The 16282-nt window shown below is 68.4% G+C and carries 15 protein-coding genes and 2 pseudogenes; 6 read left to right on the forward strand and 11 right to left on the reverse strand.

Annotated elements, in window-relative coordinates:
* Positions 1–139: 139 nt before the first annotated feature.
* The 4 genes from POR01S_RS07785 to glyQ are packed head-to-tail and all read right to left on the reverse strand — an operon-like array spanning position 140 to position 4451.
* Complete coding sequence (locus POR01S_RS07785) at positions 140–883, reverse strand: lysophospholipid acyltransferase family protein (protein WP_027598725.1); 744 nt, start codon at positions 881–883, stop codon at positions 140–142.
* Positions 883–1425 carry a D-glycero-beta-D-manno-heptose 1,7-bisphosphate 7-phosphatase gene (gene gmhB, locus POR01S_RS07790; protein WP_027600506.1) on the reverse strand — a complete coding sequence of 181 codons (543 nt, stop codon included), beginning with the start codon at positions 1423–1425 and terminating at the stop codon, positions 883–885. Before gmhB ends, POR01S_RS07785 begins: the two co-directional genes overlap by 1 nt.
* 3 nt (positions 1426–1428) lie before the next feature.
* Positions 1429–3486 carry a glycine--tRNA ligase subunit beta gene (glyS, locus tag POR01S_RS07795; protein WP_042134980.1) on the reverse strand — a complete coding sequence of 686 codons (2058 nt, stop codon included), beginning with the start codon at positions 3484–3486 and terminating at the stop codon, positions 1429–1431.
* Positions 3486–4451 (reverse strand): glycine--tRNA ligase subunit alpha, encoded by a 966-nt coding sequence (glyQ, locus tag POR01S_RS07800; RefSeq protein WP_027598728.1) that lies wholly within the window; start codon positions 4449–4451, stop codon positions 3486–3488. The genes glyS and glyQ overlap by 1 nt, the downstream gene beginning before the upstream one ends.
* A 175-nt stretch (positions 4452–4626) precedes the next feature.
* Here glyQ and POR01S_RS07805 point away from each other — a divergent pair, with 175 nt between their 5' ends.
* The 3 genes from POR01S_RS07805 to POR01S_RS07815 all read left to right on the forward strand — a co-directional run bounded on the left by POR01S_RS07805 (position 4627) and on the right by POR01S_RS07815 (position 6630).
* On the forward strand, positions 4627–5211 hold the full coding sequence (locus tag POR01S_RS07805; protein WP_027598729.1) for a DNA-3-methyladenine glycosylase I: 585 nt from the start codon (positions 4627–4629) through the stop codon (positions 5209–5211).
* A gap of 90 nt (positions 5212–5301) precedes the next feature.
* Positions 5302–6189, forward strand: coding sequence for a lysophospholipid acyltransferase (locus POR01S_RS07810; protein WP_027598730.1), 888 nt, complete (start codon positions 5302–5304; stop codon positions 6187–6189).
* Positions 6190–6357: 168 nt separating this feature from the next.
* Positions 6358–6630: a PilZ domain-containing protein gene (locus POR01S_RS07815; protein WP_007160145.1), complete on the forward strand. Its 273-nt coding sequence runs from the start codon at positions 6358–6360 to the stop codon at positions 6628–6630.
* Here the strand turns inward: POR01S_RS07815 and POR01S_RS07820 are convergent.
* Genes POR01S_RS07820 through def form a run of 4 tightly spaced genes read right to left on the reverse strand, consistent with a single transcriptional unit; the run spans position 6621 to position 9757 of the window.
* Positions 6621–6938 carry a tetratricopeptide repeat protein gene (locus POR01S_RS07820; RefSeq protein ID WP_027598731.1) on the reverse strand — a complete coding sequence of 106 codons (318 nt, stop codon included), beginning with the start codon at positions 6936–6938 and terminating at the stop codon, positions 6621–6623. The two genes, POR01S_RS07815 and POR01S_RS07820, sit on opposite strands and share 10 nt — an antisense overlap.
* Before the next feature lie 11 nt (positions 6939–6949).
* A complete protein-coding gene (gene rsmB, locus POR01S_RS07825; protein ID WP_042134983.1) occupies positions 6950–8251 on the reverse strand; it encodes a 16S rRNA (cytosine(967)-C(5))-methyltransferase RsmB in 1302 nt (433 codons plus the stop codon).
* The gene (fmt, locus tag POR01S_RS07830; RefSeq protein ID WP_027598733.1) at positions 8248–9192 is read right to left on the reverse strand and encodes a methionyl-tRNA formyltransferase; all 945 of its coding nucleotides are present in this window, start codon (positions 9190–9192) and stop codon (positions 8248–8250) included. The genes rsmB and fmt overlap by 4 nt, the downstream gene beginning before the upstream one ends.
* Positions 9193–9250: 58 nt before the next feature.
* Complete coding sequence (gene def / locus POR01S_RS07835; protein ID WP_007160149.1) at positions 9251–9757, reverse strand: peptide deformylase; 507 nt, start codon at positions 9755–9757, stop codon at positions 9251–9253.
* A gap of 231 nt (positions 9758–9988) precedes the next feature.
* On the opposite strand from def, the gene POR01S_RS07840 reads away from it, so the two are divergent.
* The 3 genes from POR01S_RS07840 (at position 9989) to tsaC (ending at position 12776) form a co-directional block, all read left to right on the forward strand.
* On the forward strand, positions 9989–11020 hold the full coding sequence (locus tag POR01S_RS07840) for a LysM peptidoglycan-binding domain-containing protein (protein ID WP_027598734.1): 1032 nt from the start codon (positions 9989–9991) through the stop codon (positions 11018–11020).
* Positions 11021–11071: 51 nt separating this feature from the next.
* Entirely contained in the window at positions 11072–12157 is a 1086-nt protein-coding gene (gene dprA, locus POR01S_RS07845; RefSeq protein ID WP_042134985.1) for a DNA-processing protein DprA, read from the forward strand.
* A 64-nt stretch (positions 12158–12221) separates the two neighbouring features.
* A complete protein-coding gene (gene tsaC, locus POR01S_RS07850; protein WP_042134987.1) occupies positions 12222–12776 on the forward strand; it encodes an L-threonylcarbamoyladenylate synthase type 1 TsaC in 555 nt (184 codons plus the stop codon).
* 1 nt (position 12777) lies between these two features.
* Here tsaC and POR01S_RS24260 read toward each other — a convergent pair whose 3' ends face one another.
* The 3 genes and pseudogenes from POR01S_RS24260 to POR01S_RS07855 all read right to left on the reverse strand — a co-directional run.
* A complete protein-coding gene (locus POR01S_RS24260; RefSeq protein WP_371099477.1) occupies positions 12778–13236 on the reverse strand; it encodes a response regulator in 459 nt (152 codons plus the stop codon).
* Positions 13237–13479, reverse strand: a pseudogene (locus tag POR01S_RS24265) (ATP-binding protein); the annotation flags it as partial. It abuts the gene before it with no gap.
* A 198-nt stretch (positions 13480–13677) separates the two neighbouring features.
* A pseudogene (locus tag POR01S_RS07855) lies at positions 13678–16161 on the reverse strand (PAS domain S-box protein); the annotation flags it as partial.
* Positions 16162–16282 lie beyond the last annotated feature (121 nt).

The raw sequence follows: 16282 nt of genomic DNA on the forward strand, positions 1-16282 counted from the left end.
CTTGTGGATGAAGACTCATCCGAGGTAGCGGGCCAAAATCCGCCCACACCAAAGGCTCATGACAGCCTGTGGATAAGTCTGTGGGAAAAGGGCGGAAAAGAGGTGGAAAACGGCCAGGCCTCGCGGCCTGGCGGTCAGGCTACGCAGCGCGGGCGGGACTGGCGTCGGGCTTGGTCGCCAGGGCCTGTTCGATGAAGGCGAAGCAGCGGGCATTGAGATCGACGATGGCGCGCGGATCCTGACCCTGGGGATGGAGCAGCGGACCGATGCTGACCTTGATGGTCCCCGGCGACTTGATCCAGGAGCGATTGGGCCAGTAGGCACCGGCGTCATGGGCGATGGGCAGGATGGGCACGTTCAGGCTGCAGGCCAGGGCGGCGCCACCGCGAGAGAACTTGCCCATCTGGCCATGATCGATGCGGGTGCCCTGGGGAAAGATCAGCACCCAGCAACCCTGGGCCAGGTAGCGACCGCCCTGCTCCGTCAGCTGCTGCAGGGCCAGCTTGCCATTGTCGCGGTCGATGGCGATCGGCTTGAGCAGCGAGAAGGCCCAGCCAAAGAAGGGAATCCGCAGCAATTCGCGCTTGATCACCTGGGAGGTGGGCTCGAACTGGGCGGACAGAAAAAAGGTTTCCCAGGTGCTCTGGTGATTGGCCACGATCACGCAGGGCTGCGCCGGGACGTTTTCCAGGCCTTCGATCTCGTAACGGATGCCGCAGATGACCTTGGCCAGCCAGACGGCGAAACCGGTCCAGGCCTTGACCACCAGCCGATAGCGGGCGCGATAGGCCAGGAAGGGCGCGATCAGCAGGCTGACGCAGGACCAGAGGATGCCGCTGGTTCCCAGCAGCACATAGAACAACAGGGTACGCAAGAGCCGCATCAGGGCGCTTCCTCGAGCAGGTGATCAGCCACCGCGGCCAGGTCGGCGAAGACCCGGGTGCCGGCTGGCAAAGGCTTGGCCAGGGTGCGTTCACCCTTGCCGGTCCGCACCAGACAGGGTGTGCAGCCAAGGGCCACGCCGGCTTCCAGATCGCGCAGGCTGTCGCCCACCACCGGCACGCCGCTCAGGTCGGCACGGCCATAGTGGTGGGCGATGGCGCGAAACAGGCCGGGCAGCGGCTTGCGGCAGTCGCAGCCCGCTTCCGGGCCATGGGGGCAGTGCAGGATCAGGTCGACCCGACCGCCCTCCTCCGCCAGCAGCCGCTGCAGTTTCTCGTGCATGGCCGTCAGGTCGTCTTCCGTAAAGTAGCCGCGGGCCAGGCCGGACTGGTTGGTGGCCACGGCCACCTGCCAACCGGCCCGGTTCAGGCGAGCGATGGCAGCGAGGCTGCCGGGCAGCGGTTGCCACTGCTCGGCGCTGCGCACGTAGTCATCGGAATCGACATTGATGACGCCATCGCGGTCCAGCACGATCAGCTTCATGCCCTAGCCCAGCACCGAGATGTCGGCGACGCCCAGGAACAGGCCACGCAGGTGGGCGAGCAGCGCATAGCGATTGGCGCGGACGCGCTCGTCCTCGGCGTTGACCAGCACCTCGTCGAAGAAGGCATCCACCGGAGCGCGCAGGCTGGCCAGGCGCTCCAGGGCTTCGCGATAACGGCGGGCTTCGGCCAGGGGCGCGGCTGCCCGTTCGGCATCGGCGATGGCCGCGGCCAGGGTGCGCTCGGCGTCGGTCTCGAACAGGGCGGCATCGGCCTGGGTGGCGACCGTGCCCTCGAACTTGCCGAGGAGGTTGGAGACGCGCTTGTTGGCGGCGGCCAGGGCTTCGGCCTCGGGCAGGCGGCGGAAGGCCTGCACGGCCTGGACGCGCTGATCGAAGTCCAGCGCCGAAGCCGGGCGCAGGGCCCGCACGGCCAGGTAGGCGGCGGTGTCGACGCCTTCGTCCTCGTAGCGGGCACGCAGCCGGTCGAAGACGAAGTCCAGCACCTGCTCCTGCAGCCCGGCGGCCTTGACCCGCTCGCCGTAACCGGCGATGGCGAAGGCGACGGCGGCCGGCAGATCCAGCTCCAGGCCCTTCTCGATGAGGATGCGCAGCACCCCCAGGGCCTGACGGCGCAGGGCGAAGGGGTCCTTGCTGCCGGTGGGCAGCATGCCGATACCGAAGATGCCGACCAGGGTGTCGAGCTTGTCGGCCAGGGCCACGGCGGCACCGGTCAGGGTCTGCGGCAGCTCGGCGCCAGCGCCGCGCGGCATGTACTGCTCGTTGAGCGCCAGGGCCACGTCGTCGGCCTCGCCGCCCTTTTTGGCGTAGTAGTAGCCGGCGATGCCCTGCATCTCCGGGAACTCGCCGACCATCTCGGTGGCCAGGTCGCACTTGGCGAGCACACCAGCGCGGTGGGCGCGCTCGGCATCACCGCCGATGCGTTCGGCGATAAAGGCGGCCAGGGCGGCGACGCGCTGGGCCTTGTCGTAGACGGTGCCGAGCTGGGCCTGGAAGACCACGTTCTTGAGACGCTCGTTGAAGCTTTCCAGCGGCTGCTTCTGGTCCTGCTTGAAGAAGAACTCGGCGTCGGTGAGACGGGGGCGGACCACCTTCTCGTTGCCGCTGACGATCTGCGCCGGATCCTTGCTCTCCAGGTTGGCCACGGTGATGAAGCGCGGCAGGAGCTTGCCCTGGGTGTCCAGCAGGCAGAAGTACTTCTGGTTGTCCTGCATGGTGGTGATCAGGGCTTCCTGGGGCACCTCGAGGAAGCGTTCCTCGAAGGCGCAGACCAGCGGCACCGGCCATTCCACCAGGGCGGTCACCTCGTCCAGCAGCGCGGGCGGCACCACGGCGCTGCCCTGCTCCGCCGCGGCCAGTTCGGCCACGCGGGACTCGATCAGCTGACGCCGTTCGGCGAAGTCGGCCAGCACATGGGCGGCGCGCAGATCGGCGGCGTAGTGGGCCGGGGCGCTGATGCGCACCGCCTCGGGATGATGGAAGCGATGGCCGCGGGAGTCGCGGCCGGCGCGGCGGGTCAGGATCTCGCAGTCGATCACCTCGTCACCTAGCAGCATCACCAGCCACTGGGTGGGACGCACGAATTCCTCGCGGCGGGCGGCCCAGCGCATGCGCTTGGGAATCGGCAGCTCGGCCAGGGAGGCTTCGACGATGCCGGGCAGCAGGCTGGCCGCCGGTTGACCGGGAATGCTCTGGGAGAATCTCAGCTTGGGACCGCTGCGGTCGATGGCGCTGATGTCGACGCCACACTTGCGGGCGAAGCCCAGGGCCGCCTGGGTCGGCTGGCCATCGGCGCCAAAGGCGGCCTGGAGCGGCGGGCCGTCCAGGTTGACGCTACGCTCGGGCTGCTGGGTCTGCAGGGCTTCGACCAGCACCGCCAGACGGCGCGGCGCGGCATAGGCGCGGGCGCCGGCATAGCCGAGACCGGCCTGCTTGAGGCCCTTCTCGATGCCGGCGAGAAAGCTGTCGCCAAGGGTCTTGAGCGCCTTGGGTGGCAGTTCTTCGGTACCCAGTTCGACCAGGAAATCCAGAGTGGTGCTCATCATTCGCCCTCCTTGAGCAGCGCCTGGACATCGTCGCGACCCAGGACCTCGTCACGCAGCGCGGGGCTGGCCAACGGGAAGCCCAGCCGCGCCCGGGCCTTGAAATAGCCCTGGGCGACGCTGCGCGCCAGGGTGCGCACGCGCAGGATGTAGCGCTGGCGCTCGGTCACCGAGATGGCCCGGCGGGCGTCCAGCAGGTTGAAGGTGTGGGAGGCCTTGAGCACCATCTCGTAGGTGGGCAGCGGCAGGTCCAGGGCGATCAGGCGATTGGCCTCGGACTCGTAGAAGTCGAACAGTTCGAACAGCTTGGGCACATTGGCGTGCTCGAAGTTGTAGGTGCTCTGCTCCACCTCGTTCTGGTGGAAGACGTCGCCGTAGGTCACGGTGCCGAAGGGGCCGTCGGCCCAGATCAGGTCATAGACCGAATCCACGCCCTGCAGGTACATGGCCAGGCGCTCCAGACCATAGGTGATCTCGCCGGTCACGGGGTAGCACTCGAGACCGCCGGCCTGCTGGAAGTAGGTGAATTGGGTGACTTCCATGCCGTTGAGCCAGACTTCCCAGCCCAGACCCCAGGCGCCCAGGGTGGGCGATTCCCAGTTGTCCTCGACGAAGCGCACGTCGTGCACCAACGGGTCCAGGCCGATGGCGGCCAGGGAGCCCAGGTAGAGCTCCTGGAAGTTGTCCGGATTGGGCTTGAGGACCACCTGGAACTGGTAGTAGTGCTGCAGGCGATTGGGGTTCTCGCCGTAGCGGCCGTCGGTGGGGCGGCGGCTGGGCTGCACATAGGCGGCGTTCCAGGTCTCGGGACCGATGGCGCGCAGGAAGGTGGCGGTGTGGAAGGTACCGGCGCCGACTTCCATGTCATAGGGCTGGAGTACCACGCAGCCCTGCTCGGCCCAGTATTGCTGCAAGGCCAGGATCAAGTCTTGGAAGGTGCGCACGGTGGGCTTGGACTGGCTCACGAAAAATACCCGTTCGGCTGCGACGAAAAGCCGGGGAGTATAGCCGAAAGCCGCCGTCGCCCGCATGGGGCGCGTGTCGCGGCCGGGCGGCTGGCCGGGTAGTCCGGACGGGCTGTCTCCGCTGGCGGGCAATTGCGCTAAGGTGAGGCCTTCCCTCCTCGACCGAGTCTTCGCCATGCCGCGTTGCTTCTGGTGCACCGCCGATCCGTTGTACATCGAGTATCACGACCACGAGTGGGGCGTGCCCCAGCGCGATCCGGCGGTGCTCTTCGAATTCCTCCTGCTGGAGGGCTTCCAGGCCGGACTGTCGTGGATCACCGTGCTGAAAAAGCGCGAGCGCTATCGTCAGGTGCTGCATGGCTTCGATCCCAGGCGCCTGGCGCAACTGAGCGATGCCGAGATCGCGGTGCTGATGCAGGACCCGGGCATCATCCGCAATGGCGCCAAGCTGCGCGCCGCTCGTCAGAATGCCCAGGCCTGGTTGCGCCTCGAAGACCCTGCCGGCTGGCTGTGGTCCTTTGTCGGCGGTACTCCGCGCATCAATCGTTTCCGTGATCGCAGCGAGGTACCGGCGATCACCCCGGAAGCCGAGGCCATGAGCAAGGCGCTCAAGCGGGCCGGTTTCACCTTTGTCGGGCCGACCATCTGCTATGCCTTCATGCAGGCCATGGGCCTGGTCATGGACCATACCCTCGACTGCGACCGCCATGGCGAATTGGCGTCTGCGTCGGCAGAGCTGCAGGAAAAGTCGAATGTATAGCTGCCAGTTGGCGCGAACCTTACGCTTTCTTAACGTTTCCGGGGTCTGTAGACGGTAAACTGTCTGGGCATTCAGACAGGAGCCCCTCTTTTGGAAAGATTCAAAGGCGCGCTGATGATCGCCTTCCTGCGCCTTTTCGCCCTGCTGCCCTGGCCGCTGGTGCAGCGCCTGGGTGGATTCATCGGCTGGTGCATGTGGAAGCTGCCGACCCGCGCCAGCAAGGTCACCCGTATCAACCTCGCCCACTGTTTTCCCGAACTCGATGCCGCCGGTCTGGAACGGCTGTCGCGCGAGTGCCTGCGCGGCATCGGCAAGACTCTGACCGAAAGCGCCTGCGCCTGGATCTGGTCGCCGAAGCGTTCCTTGCGCCTGGTGCGCGAGGTGGAAGGGATGGACGTCCTGCAGGAAGCCCTGGCCTCCGGCGATGGCGTGGTGGGCATCACCAGCCACCTGGGCAACTGGGAGTTGCTCAACCACTTTTACTGCTCCCACGCCAAGCCGATCATCTTCTACCGGCCGCCCAAGCTCAAGGCGGTGGACGAGCTGCTCAAGCGCCAGCGGGTACAGCTGGGCAATCGGGTGGCGCCCTCCACCCCGGAAGGCATCATCAGCGTGATCAAGGAAGTCCGGCGCGGCGGCGCCGTGGGCATTCCGGCCGATCCCGAGCCGAGTCGCAGCGCCGGCCTCTTCGTGCCCTTCCTCGGCACCACCGCCCTGACCAGCAAGTTCGTGCCCTCGCTGCTGGCGCGTGGCAAGGCCCGCGGGGTGTTCTTCCATGCCGTGCGCCTGGCAGACGGCAGCGGCTACAAGGTGATCCTGGAAGCCGCGCCGCCGGCCATGTACGACCCGGATCCGGAGGTCTCGGTGGCCGCCATGAGCGAGGTGCTGGCCGGCTACGTGCGGCGCTATCCGACCCAGTACATGTGGAGCATGAAGAGATTCAAGAATCGCCCGGATGGCGAGGAGAAGTGGTACTGAGGTCTAGCGCCCGGGTCCTGCCCGGGCGCTGAGGGGCAGGCGGTGGTCCTATGACCTATCGCTCGGCGCTTCGCCAGCACCGTTCGGTCGGTGCGCGGCTGACAGGCGCCGGGCTTTGCCGGAAGCTGCCAGGACCTCAAGGGAGCGCCTAAGCCAGGGAGTCAGGCGATGAATTCGCGCGATCAGCGCCAGCATACCCGTACCCCGCTCAAGTGCCGGCTGTGGATCGCCTATCCGGATGGCGAGATCGTCGGCGAGACCCGTGACCTGTCCGATGGCGGCGTCTATGTGGTGCACCCCGAGCTGACCCGGCTGCCGCAAGGCACCCGCGTGGTCGGCCAGGTGCTCGACCTGCCGATCGAAGCGCCCAAGGTGACCATGGAAGTCATGCGCACCGACGGTGACGGCGCGGGCCTCAGATTCCTCCGCGATCAGGACTGAGCGCGGCGCGCCAGGCGCTTGAGAAACACCGTCATTTCCTTTTCCGCCTGCTTGTCGCCCCTGGCTTGCGCTGCCTGCAGGCCCTGGGTCCAGGCCGCCTCGGCGCTGGCCAGGTCGGCACTCCCCTCATGGGCCTTGCCCAGCAGCTTCCAGGCCGCCGAATAGGTCGGATCGAATTCGACGCAGCGCGCCAGGTGCTCGATCGCCCGTGCAGGCTCTCCGGCATCCAGATAGCCCTTGCCCAGACCGAATCTGAGCAGGGCGTTGTCCTGGCCGCGGGCGAGCATCTTCTCCAGGGATTCGAGCATGGTGAGGTCTCCTACTTGGCGATCTTGATCAGCTTGCAGTAATAGAAGCCGTCATGGCCGTCGGGCTGCGGCAGGAGCTGGCGACCATGGGGCTGGGCAAGGCCCCAGGTAGCGGGGATGTCCAGTTCGCGGGCGCCGGGGGTGCGGGCGAGAAAGGCGGCGAGGTTGCTGCTGTTTTCTTCCGGTAGCACCGAACAGGTGGCGTAGACCAGGATGCCGCCCACCTCCAGCGTCGGCCAGAGGGCGTCCAGCAATTCGCCCTGCAGCTGCACCAGGGGCGCGATGTCGCTGGCCTGGCGGGTCAGCTTGATGTCCGGATGGCGGCGGATCACCCCGGTGGCGCTGCAGGGGGCGTCCAGCAGGATGCGCTGGAAGGGCGTGCCGTCCCACCAGTCGGCCACGGCACGGCCATCGGCAGCCAGGGTGCGCGCGGTGAGGCCCAGACGCGCCAGATTCTGCTCGACCCGCTGCAGGCGGCCGGCATCGGCGTCCAGCGCCACCACCTCGGCCAGCCCCGGCTCACTTTCCAGCAGATGGCAGGTCTTGCCTCCGGGCGCGGCGCAGGCGTCCAGCACCCGCTGGCCGGGCGCCAGTTCCAGCAGTTCGGCCGCCAGCTGCGCGGCTTCGTCCTGCACGCTCAAGCGACCCGCGGCAAAACCCGGCAAGGCGGTGACGTCCTGGGGCTGCAGCAGGCGGATGCCGTCGGCGCTGAAGGCGCAGGGCACGGCGTCGATATCGGCGGCGGCCAGCTCGGCCAGATAGGCATCGCGACTGCCCTGGCGGCGATTGACCCTGAGGATCAGCGGCGGGTGCAGGTTGTTGGCCCTGGCGATGGCTTCCCAGTGCTCCGGCCAGCGCGCCTTGAGGGCTTTCTGCAGCCAGCGCGGATGGGCCAGGCGCGCCGCTGGGTCATGCTCCAGGGCCGGCAGCAGGCTGTCGTATTCGCGCTGGGCGCGGCGCAGCACGGCGTTGAGCAGGCCCTTGGCCGAGGATTTCTTCAGCTTGTCGACGCAGCCCACCGTCTCGCCGATGGCGGCGTGGGCGGGGATGCGCGTGTGGAACAGCTGGTAGAGCCCGATCAGCAGCAGCGCTTCGAGATCGCGGTCGCCGGCCTTGAAGGGTTTATCCATGAGCTTTTCCGCCAGCAGCGACAGGCGCGGCTGCCAGCGGGCGGTGCCGAAGGCCAGATCCTGGGCCAGGGCGCGGTCACGCGGATCGACCTTGGCCAGTTGCTCGGGCAGGCTGCTGCCGAGGGAGGCGCGGCCGGCGAGGACCGCCGCCAGGGCGCGGGTAGCTGCCAGCCGCGGATTCATAGACCCAGCACCTGACCGGGGGCGAAGCGCTCGCGACGGGCGTTGTAGAGATCGGCGAAGCCTAGCGGCTTGCCCCCGGGCAGCTGCAGCCGGGTCAGGCGCAGGGCGCCTTCGCCGCAGGCGACCAGCAGGCCGGAGCGATCGGCATCCAGCACCATGCCGGGAACGCCCTGCCCTGCGGCCAGCTCCGCGGCCCAGACCTTGAGGGGTTCGCCGGCCAGGGCGGTGTGGCACAGCGGCCAGGGATCGAAGGCGCGGATACGGCGCTCCAGTTCCACCGCCGGACGGCCCCAGTCCAGCCGGGCCTCGTCCTTGTTGAGCTTGTGCGCATAGGTGGCCAGGTCATCGTCCTGCACCTCGCCCGCCAGGCTGCCGTCGGCCAGACCCGGCAGCGCCTGGACCACGGCGGCGGCGCCCAGGCTGGCCAGGCGATCGTGCAGGCTGCCGCCGGTATCGTCGGCGGTCAGCGGTGTGCTCACCTTGCTCAGCATGGGACCGGTATCCAGACCGGCTTCCATGCGCATCACGGTGACCCCGGATTCGGCATCGCCGGCCTCCAGGGCGCGCTGGATGGGCGCCGCGCCGCGCCAGCGCGGCAGCAGCGAGGCATGGCTGTTGATGCAGCCCAGGCGCGGGATGTCGAGCACCGCCTGGGGCAGGATCAGGCCGTAGGCCACCACCACCAGCAGATCGGGTTCCAGCGCCGCCAGGGTGGCCTGGGCCGCGGGATCGCGCAGGGTCGGCGGCTGCTGCACGGGAATGCCGTGGCTCAGCGCCAACTGCTTGACCGGACTCATGGCCAGTTTCTGGCCACGCCCGGCGGGGCGATCCGGCTGGGTATAGACAGCGGCGATGGGATAACCGGCATCGATCAGCGCCTGCAGGTGCACGGCGGCGAATTCCGGGGTTCCGGCGAAGACGAGGCGAAGGGATCTGGACATGGCGGACCTGGCGGAAAGGGCGAGCGGCGGACGCCGAAGACGCCGTCCGCCAGGGCGATCAGGCCTTGTGGCGCTGCTGCTTTTCGAGCTTTTTCTTGATGCGATCGCGCTTGAGCGGCGACAGGTAGTCGACGAACAGCTTGCCGTCGAGGTGATCGATCTCGTGCTGGATGCACACCGCCAGCAGGCCGTCGCATTCCAGCTCGAAGGGCTTGCCGTCGCGATCCAGGGCCTTGACCCGGACGCGCTCGGGGCGGCAGACCTTTTCGTAGAAGCCGGGAATCGACAGGCAGCCTTCCTGATACTCGCCCAGTTCCTGGGTGAGCGGCTCGGCCTCGGGATTGATGAAGACCAGCGGCTCGCTCTTGTCTTCGCTGACGTCGATCACCACCAGGCGGCGATGCACGTTGACCTGGGTGGCGGCCAGGCCGATGCCGGGCGCTTCGTACATGGTCTCGAACATGTCGTCGATGGTCTGGCGCAGGGCGTCGTCCACCGTGTCGATGGGCTTGGCGACGGTGCGCAGGCGGGGATCGGGGAATTCGAGGATGTCTAGGATCGCCATGGCGTTGAGGGCACTTGTGGAATACAGTCAAGGGGCGCTGCTAAGATGCCGCAGCGTTGTTTCCACCCGGCTCGGGCTGGTCCCGAGTGGTGGATGACGTCGGTCGACGGGGATGAGCGCCTGCGCTGCCCGGTGCCGACAAAGGTGGCGATCAGGGCACGACTGGGGCGATTCCCCGACGTTTGCGTGAAGACGGTTCTTCAAGGCCAAGAGTGTAAAGGGATTCGACGCATGAGGAAATCTTTGTTCGCCCTGCTGCTGGTTGCAGGGGGCGCCCTGCAGTCGGCGTACGCAGCGGTCACCCTGCGTCAGGATCACCCGGAAAGCTACACCGTGGTTCGCGGCGATACCCTCTGGGACATCTCCGCCAGATTCCTCAGCAAACCCTGGGAATGGCCGGAGATCTGGCAGGCCAATCCGCAGATCAAGAATCCCCATCTCATCTATCCCGGCGACACCCTGGTGCTGAGCTATGTCGACGGTCAGCCGCGCCTGCAGCTCAACCGCGGCGCCTCGCGCGGCACGGTCAAGCTGTCGCCCACGGTGCGCAGCACGCCCATCGCCGAAGCCATCCCGGCCATTCCGCTGGAAGCGGTCAACAGCTTCCTCTTGCAGAATCGCGCCATCGATTCGGCCGAACAGTTCCAGGCGGCGCCCTATGTGGTGGCCGGCAACGCCGAGCGGGTGGTGAGCGGCGCCGGCGATCGCATCTATGTGCGCGGCAAGCTGCAGCCGGGGGTCTCGGCCTACGGCATCTACCGCCAGGGCAAGACCTATGTCGATCCCAAGACCGGCGCCTTCCTCGGCATCAATGGCGACTTCATCGGCAGCGCCGATCTGGTCGCCCAGGAGGGCGACATTGCCACCCTGCGCCTGACGCGCACCACCCAGGAGGTGCGCCTGGGCGACCGGCTGTTCCCCACCGAGGAGCGGCTGGTGAACTCCACCTTCATGCCCAGCGCCCCGGCCCGCGACATCAATGGCCTGATCCTCGATGTGCCGCGTGGCGTCACCCAGGTCGGCCAGTTCGATGTGGTGACCCTCAACAAGGGCGCTCGTGACGGCCTGGCCGAGGGCAACGTGCTGGCGGTCTACAAGACCGGCGAGACGGTGCGTGATCGCATCACCGGCGAGCTGGTGAAGATCCCCGACGAGCGCGCCGGCCTGCTGATGGTCTTTCGCACCTACGACAAGATCAGCTACGGCCTGATCCTGACCGCCACCCGCCAGCTGGCGATCATGGACAAGGTGCGCAACCCCTAATCCCCTCCCGGGTCGCCAGGACGGCGACCGGCCACCCTCAAGGACGACACCATGGCCAGCTTCTCCCCTGCCGAGCTGGACGCTCGGCTGCGCCTGCACGCACTCCCCGAACTCGGCGCCGTGCGCCAGCGCCTGCTGCTGGACGCCTTTGGCAGCGCCAGCGCCGCCCTCAGTGCCCCGGCCTCCGCCTGGCGCGCCCTGCGCCTGCCGGCGGTGGCCGCAGAGGCCCGCCGCAGTCCCGCCACCCGCGAACGGGTCGACCAGGCCCTTGCCTGGCTGGACGGCCCCGAACGCCACCTGCTCTGCCTGGGCGACGAGCGCTATCCGGCGCTGCTCGCCGAGATCGCCGATCCACCCCCGCTGCTGTTCGTCGAAGGACGGGTCGGGTTGCTCGAACGACCGCAACTGGCCCTGGTAGGCAGTCGTCAGGCCAGCGCCCAGGGGCTGGACAATGCCCGGCGTTTCGCCCACAGCCTGGCCGCGGCCGGCTTCTGCATCACCAGTGGCCTGGCGCTGGGCATCGATGGCGCGGCGCACCAGGGCGCCCTGGAGGCCGGCGGCGGCACGGTCGCCGTGCTCGGCACCGGCCTGCGGCAGCTCTATCCGCGCCGGCACCTGGGGCTCGCCCGGCGCCTGCTGGCCGAGGGCGGCGTGCTGGTCTCGGAGTTGCCACTGGACTGCACGCCCCAGGCCGGCAACTTTCCACGGCGCAACCGGATCATCAGCGGTCTCAGCCTGGGTACCCTGGTGGTGGAGGCCAGTCCTTCCAGCGGTTCGCTGATCACCGCGCGCCTGGCCGCCGAACAGGGCCGCGAGGTGTTCGCCCTGCCCGGCTCCATTCATCATCCCGGGGCTCGCGGCTGTCACCAGCTGATCCGCGAGGGCGCGCAGCTGGTGGAAGGCGTTGAACACATTCTCGAAGCCCTGCAGGGCTGGCGTAGCCTGGCCCCGCTCGCTACCACCGCGGCGGTCGAGGAGCATCCCCTGTTGCGCCAGCTGGCCGCCGGACCGCTCAACAGCGAAGAACTGGCGCGGCTCTGCGAGCTGTCGCTGCCGGAGGTGCTGGTCCAGCTGACCGAACTGGAGCTGGAAGGCCGGATCGTGGCGCAGCAGGGCAGCTGGTGTCGCCTCGGCTAGCGGGGGATGACTGGCATCGGCGGCGCGCTCGGGTAGACTTCAGGGATTTGGCGGAGGCAAGGCGATGCACAACAGCTGGCGAGTGCGGCAGGCGGCGCGAATCGTGCGCGAGGGGGGCGTCCTGGCCTACCCCACCGAGGCCGTCTGGGGCCTGGGCTGCGATCCCTGGGATCAGGCCGCGGTCTATCGCCTGCTGATGCTCAAGCATCGGCCCATGGAAAAGGGTCTGATCCTGGTGGCCGACAACATCCGCCAGTTCGACTTCCTGCTGCACGATCTGCCGGAAGAGTCCCTGGCCAAGCTGGCCAGCACCTGGCCGGGGCCCAACACCTGGCTGGTGCCGCACCACAATCGCCTGCCCGGCTGGGTGACCGGCGCCCATGCCACCGTGGCGCTGCGAGTCTCCGAGCATCCCCTGGTGGGCGAACTCTGCGCCCTGACCGGGCCGCTGATCTCCACCTCGGCCAATCCCGCCGGTCGCCCGGCCGCCCGCACGCGGTTGCGGGTTCAGCAATACTTTCCCAATGGCCTGGACGGCATCCTCACGGGTGAACTGGGCGGGCGCAAGAATCCCAGCGTGATTCGCGACCTGGTGACCGGCAAGGTCTTCCGACCCTAGGTCAGTCCAGCAGCTGGCGCAGCAACCGCGCCAGGGCATCGATCTGGAACGGCTTGGCCAGCGAGGGCTCGCCGTTCGGCGTCGGGCGCTCGGCGTGACCGCTGACGAACAGCACCGGCAGCTCCGGCCAGCGCTCGCGCAGGCGCCCTGCCAGCTCGGCGCCATCGAGATCCGGCAGGCCGAGATCGGTGATCAGCAGGTCACAGGGCAGGTCGCCGTCGACCAGGGTGAGCGCCGCCGATGCACTGGCCGCGGTGCGCACGCGATAGCCCAGCTCGGTGAGCATCTCGCGCAACAGCAGCCGCACCGAGACATCGTCTTCCACCAGCAGCAGGCGTTCGCCCCGACTCTGGGCGATGGCCGCCTGGGGCGTCGCGCTCGCCGCCGGCCGCTCGGGCTGGGCACAGGGCAGCCAGAGACTGACCCGGGTGCCACTGCCCAATTCACTCTCCAGGGTCACGTGGCCACCGGACTGCTTGATGAAGCCATAGAGCATCGACAGGCCCAGGCCGGTGCCCTGGCCGATGGGCTTGGTGGTGAAGAAGGGATCGAAGGCGCGGTCTACCACCTCGGCGGGCATGCCGCTGCCGGTGTCGGCGATGGTCAGACGCACATAGTCGCCCGGCGGCAGGTCGTGTTCGGCGGCCAGGTCGGTGAGGTGATCGAGGGCGGTTTCCAGGGTCAGCTGGCCGCCTTCGGGCATGGCGTCGCGGGCGTTGATCACCAGATTCAGCAGGGCGTTTTCCAGCTGGTTGGTGTCGGTGCGCGCCGGCGGTAGCTGCAACGCGAGGCTGCTGCGCAGGCTGATGCGCTCGCCCAGGGTGCGCTGGAAGAGTTCTTCCAGGGACAGGATCAGGTCGTTGACGTCCACCGGCCGCGGATCGAGGGTCTGCCGGCGCGCGAAGGCCAGCAGGCGATGGGTCAGGGCCGCGGCGCGGGTGGCGGATTGCTCGGCGGTGTCCAGGTAGCGCTGCAGGTTGTCATGGCGACCCTGGTCGAGACGCCGGCGCAGCAACTCCAGGGAACCGCTGATGCCGGTGAGCAGGTTGTTGAAGTCGTGGGCGATGCCACCGGTGAGATGGCCGATGGCTTCCATCTTCTGCGCCTGGCGCAGGGCCGCTTCGGCATTCTGCAGGGCCAGGGCGGCATCGTGCTCGACGGTGACGTCGCGGCCGAAGACATAGATGCGTCCGTCGTGATCGGCGGTGGCCTTCCACATCATGTGGCGCCAGGCGCCGTCGCGGGTACGCAGGCGCCCGGGCAGATCGCTGAGCACCTCGCCGTGGCGCAGGGCGGCCAGGCGCGGAAACACCGGTGGATCGTCCGGATGCTCCAGCGAGGTCGGCGGCTGGTGGCGCAATTCCTCGTCGTCCCAGCCCAGGGTGCGGCCCCAGGCGGGATTGCGGCTGAGCCAGCGTTGTCCCTGGATGACGCCGAGCAGGTCGTCGGCCACGCGCCACATGCGGTCACGCTCGACGGTGCGCTCGTGGACCCGCTGTTCCAGCAATTCGGCCAGGCGCCGCAGGCGGTGCTCGGCCATGCGGATCTCGCTGACGTCGGTGTGCACGCCCACCCATTCGCAGACCACGCCGTTCTCCCGCACCGGCAGGGCGCGCACGCTGAAGGTGCGCCACTGGCCGTCGCGACAGCGCAGGCGGTGTTCGTCGTGGAAGTCCACCTGCTGCTGCACCGCCAGGCGCCAGCGACGCAGGGTGCGGGATGAGTCTTCGGGATGCAGGGCATCGGCCCAGCCGTCTTGGTGATACTGGGCATAGCTCTGCCCGGTCAGGGTGCTCCAGGCGAGTTGTTCGCCGAGTAGATGGCCCTGGGCATTGGTGGTCCAGACCACCCCCTGCACCGCCTCCACGGCATTGCGGAAGCGCTGGTTGGACAGGTGCAGCGCGGCTTCGGCCTGCTTGCGCTGGGTGAGATCGACCACCACCAGGCTTACCGACAGTTCCTGGCCGATTTCCGATTGCAGCGGCGAGCCATGCAGACTGACCCAAACCACCGAACCGTCGGGGCGCAGGAAGCGCTGGTCCAGCTTGAAGCTGTCGCCGCGCTCGCGCAGGGTGTCGAGATGGCGCTCCAGGACAGCCCGATCCTCGGGATGGGTCTGGGCCTGCAGGGTCTGCTCCAGCACCCCCACCTCGTTGCGATCGAGCAATTCGCAATAGCGGCGATTGGCGAGCAGGATGCGCCCGCGGGCGTCGGTCTGGCAGATGCCGACCGCCGCCTGGTTGATCAGGCTGGCCAGGCGCGCGCTGTGTTCGCGCAGGGCGGTTTCCGCATCGACCCGCTGCTGGACGTCATCGAACAGGGTGACCGAGGCGATCACCTCGCCGGTGGCCGAGCGGACCGGTGCGCTGGATACTTCCAGCAGCCGGATGCTGCCGTCGGGTCGCCGATAGCGCATCAACTCGGGCGCCACTGCCTGGCCGCTGCGCAGCACCCGTACCGTGGGATAGTCGTCCACCGCATAGGGCTGGCCATTGGCGTGCAGGGCGCCAATGGCGCCATAGCGTTCGTCCAGCGTTTCGCCGGCCGGACGCTTGCCCAGGAGGATGTCGACCCGGTCGTTGAGCATCACCGCTTCTTCGCTGCCGGCCTCGGTGATGGAGATGCCCAGGGGCGCCTGCTGCAGCACGCTGGCCAGCAGGCCCTGTTCCAGCGACAGGCGCCGTTCGAGGTGTCGGGCCTGATCCTGGGTCTGCTGCCGCACCAGCAGGGCGCCCAGCAGCAGGGCCAACTGATCCAGCAGCAGTCGGGTGTCCGCCTCGACGGCGCTGCCCAGCTGCAGATAGCCCAGGGGCTGAGTGGCCGGGCCGAATGGGATGAGCAACTGACCCGCTGGCGGACTGCCGGCCTCGGCCCCGGACAGCAGCCGCGCCTGGGGATCGTCGGCCAGGTCGCGCAGGGCCTGGGTGGCGCACAGCCGCAGGGCGGCGAGATCCGTGGTGCCGCTGAGACGCCGTGACCATTCGCCGAGCGCCTGCAGGCGTTGCGGCAGGTCGCGCTCGGCGCTGCGGCGGGCGGCGAAGCGAGCCCGGCTCGCCGGGGCCTGCCAGACGTGCAGCAACCAGCCCACGGCAACGTCCTCCCGGCGCAGCGGCACCAGGTGCAGGTCGAGGCGTACCAGGTGACCGTCGCGGTGGCGCAGGCCCTGGGTCTGGCAGCGTTCGAGGGCGGTCAGCCAGCCGTCGGCCGGCGGCTCGGGGAGCAGCAGGCCGACGATGGATTCACCAAGCCAGTCCTGCGCCGTCCAGCCCAGCAGCCGGGCGACGGCCGGGCACCACTGCCCGATCCGCCCGTCGGCGGTCAGGGTGATCAGTGCCGTGTCCGTGGCGGTGTCGAGCAGGCTGGCGAGGGGGCTGGAGATAGGCATGACAAGGGCAGCGATCCGGCCGATTCTTGAAAGAACGTCAAGGCCGTGACGACCTGACTGTCCGACATAGACCGGCGTTTACCCCCGTCGTGCCGCCTGGCTGCGGGAAACTTAATGGCCG

Origin of the sequence: Pseudomonas oryzihabitans NBRC 102199 (genome assembly GCF_000730625.1) — a bacterium.
GTDB classification, from domain to species: Bacteria; Pseudomonadota; Gammaproteobacteria; order Pseudomonadales; family Pseudomonadaceae; genus Chryseomonas; species Chryseomonas oryzihabitans.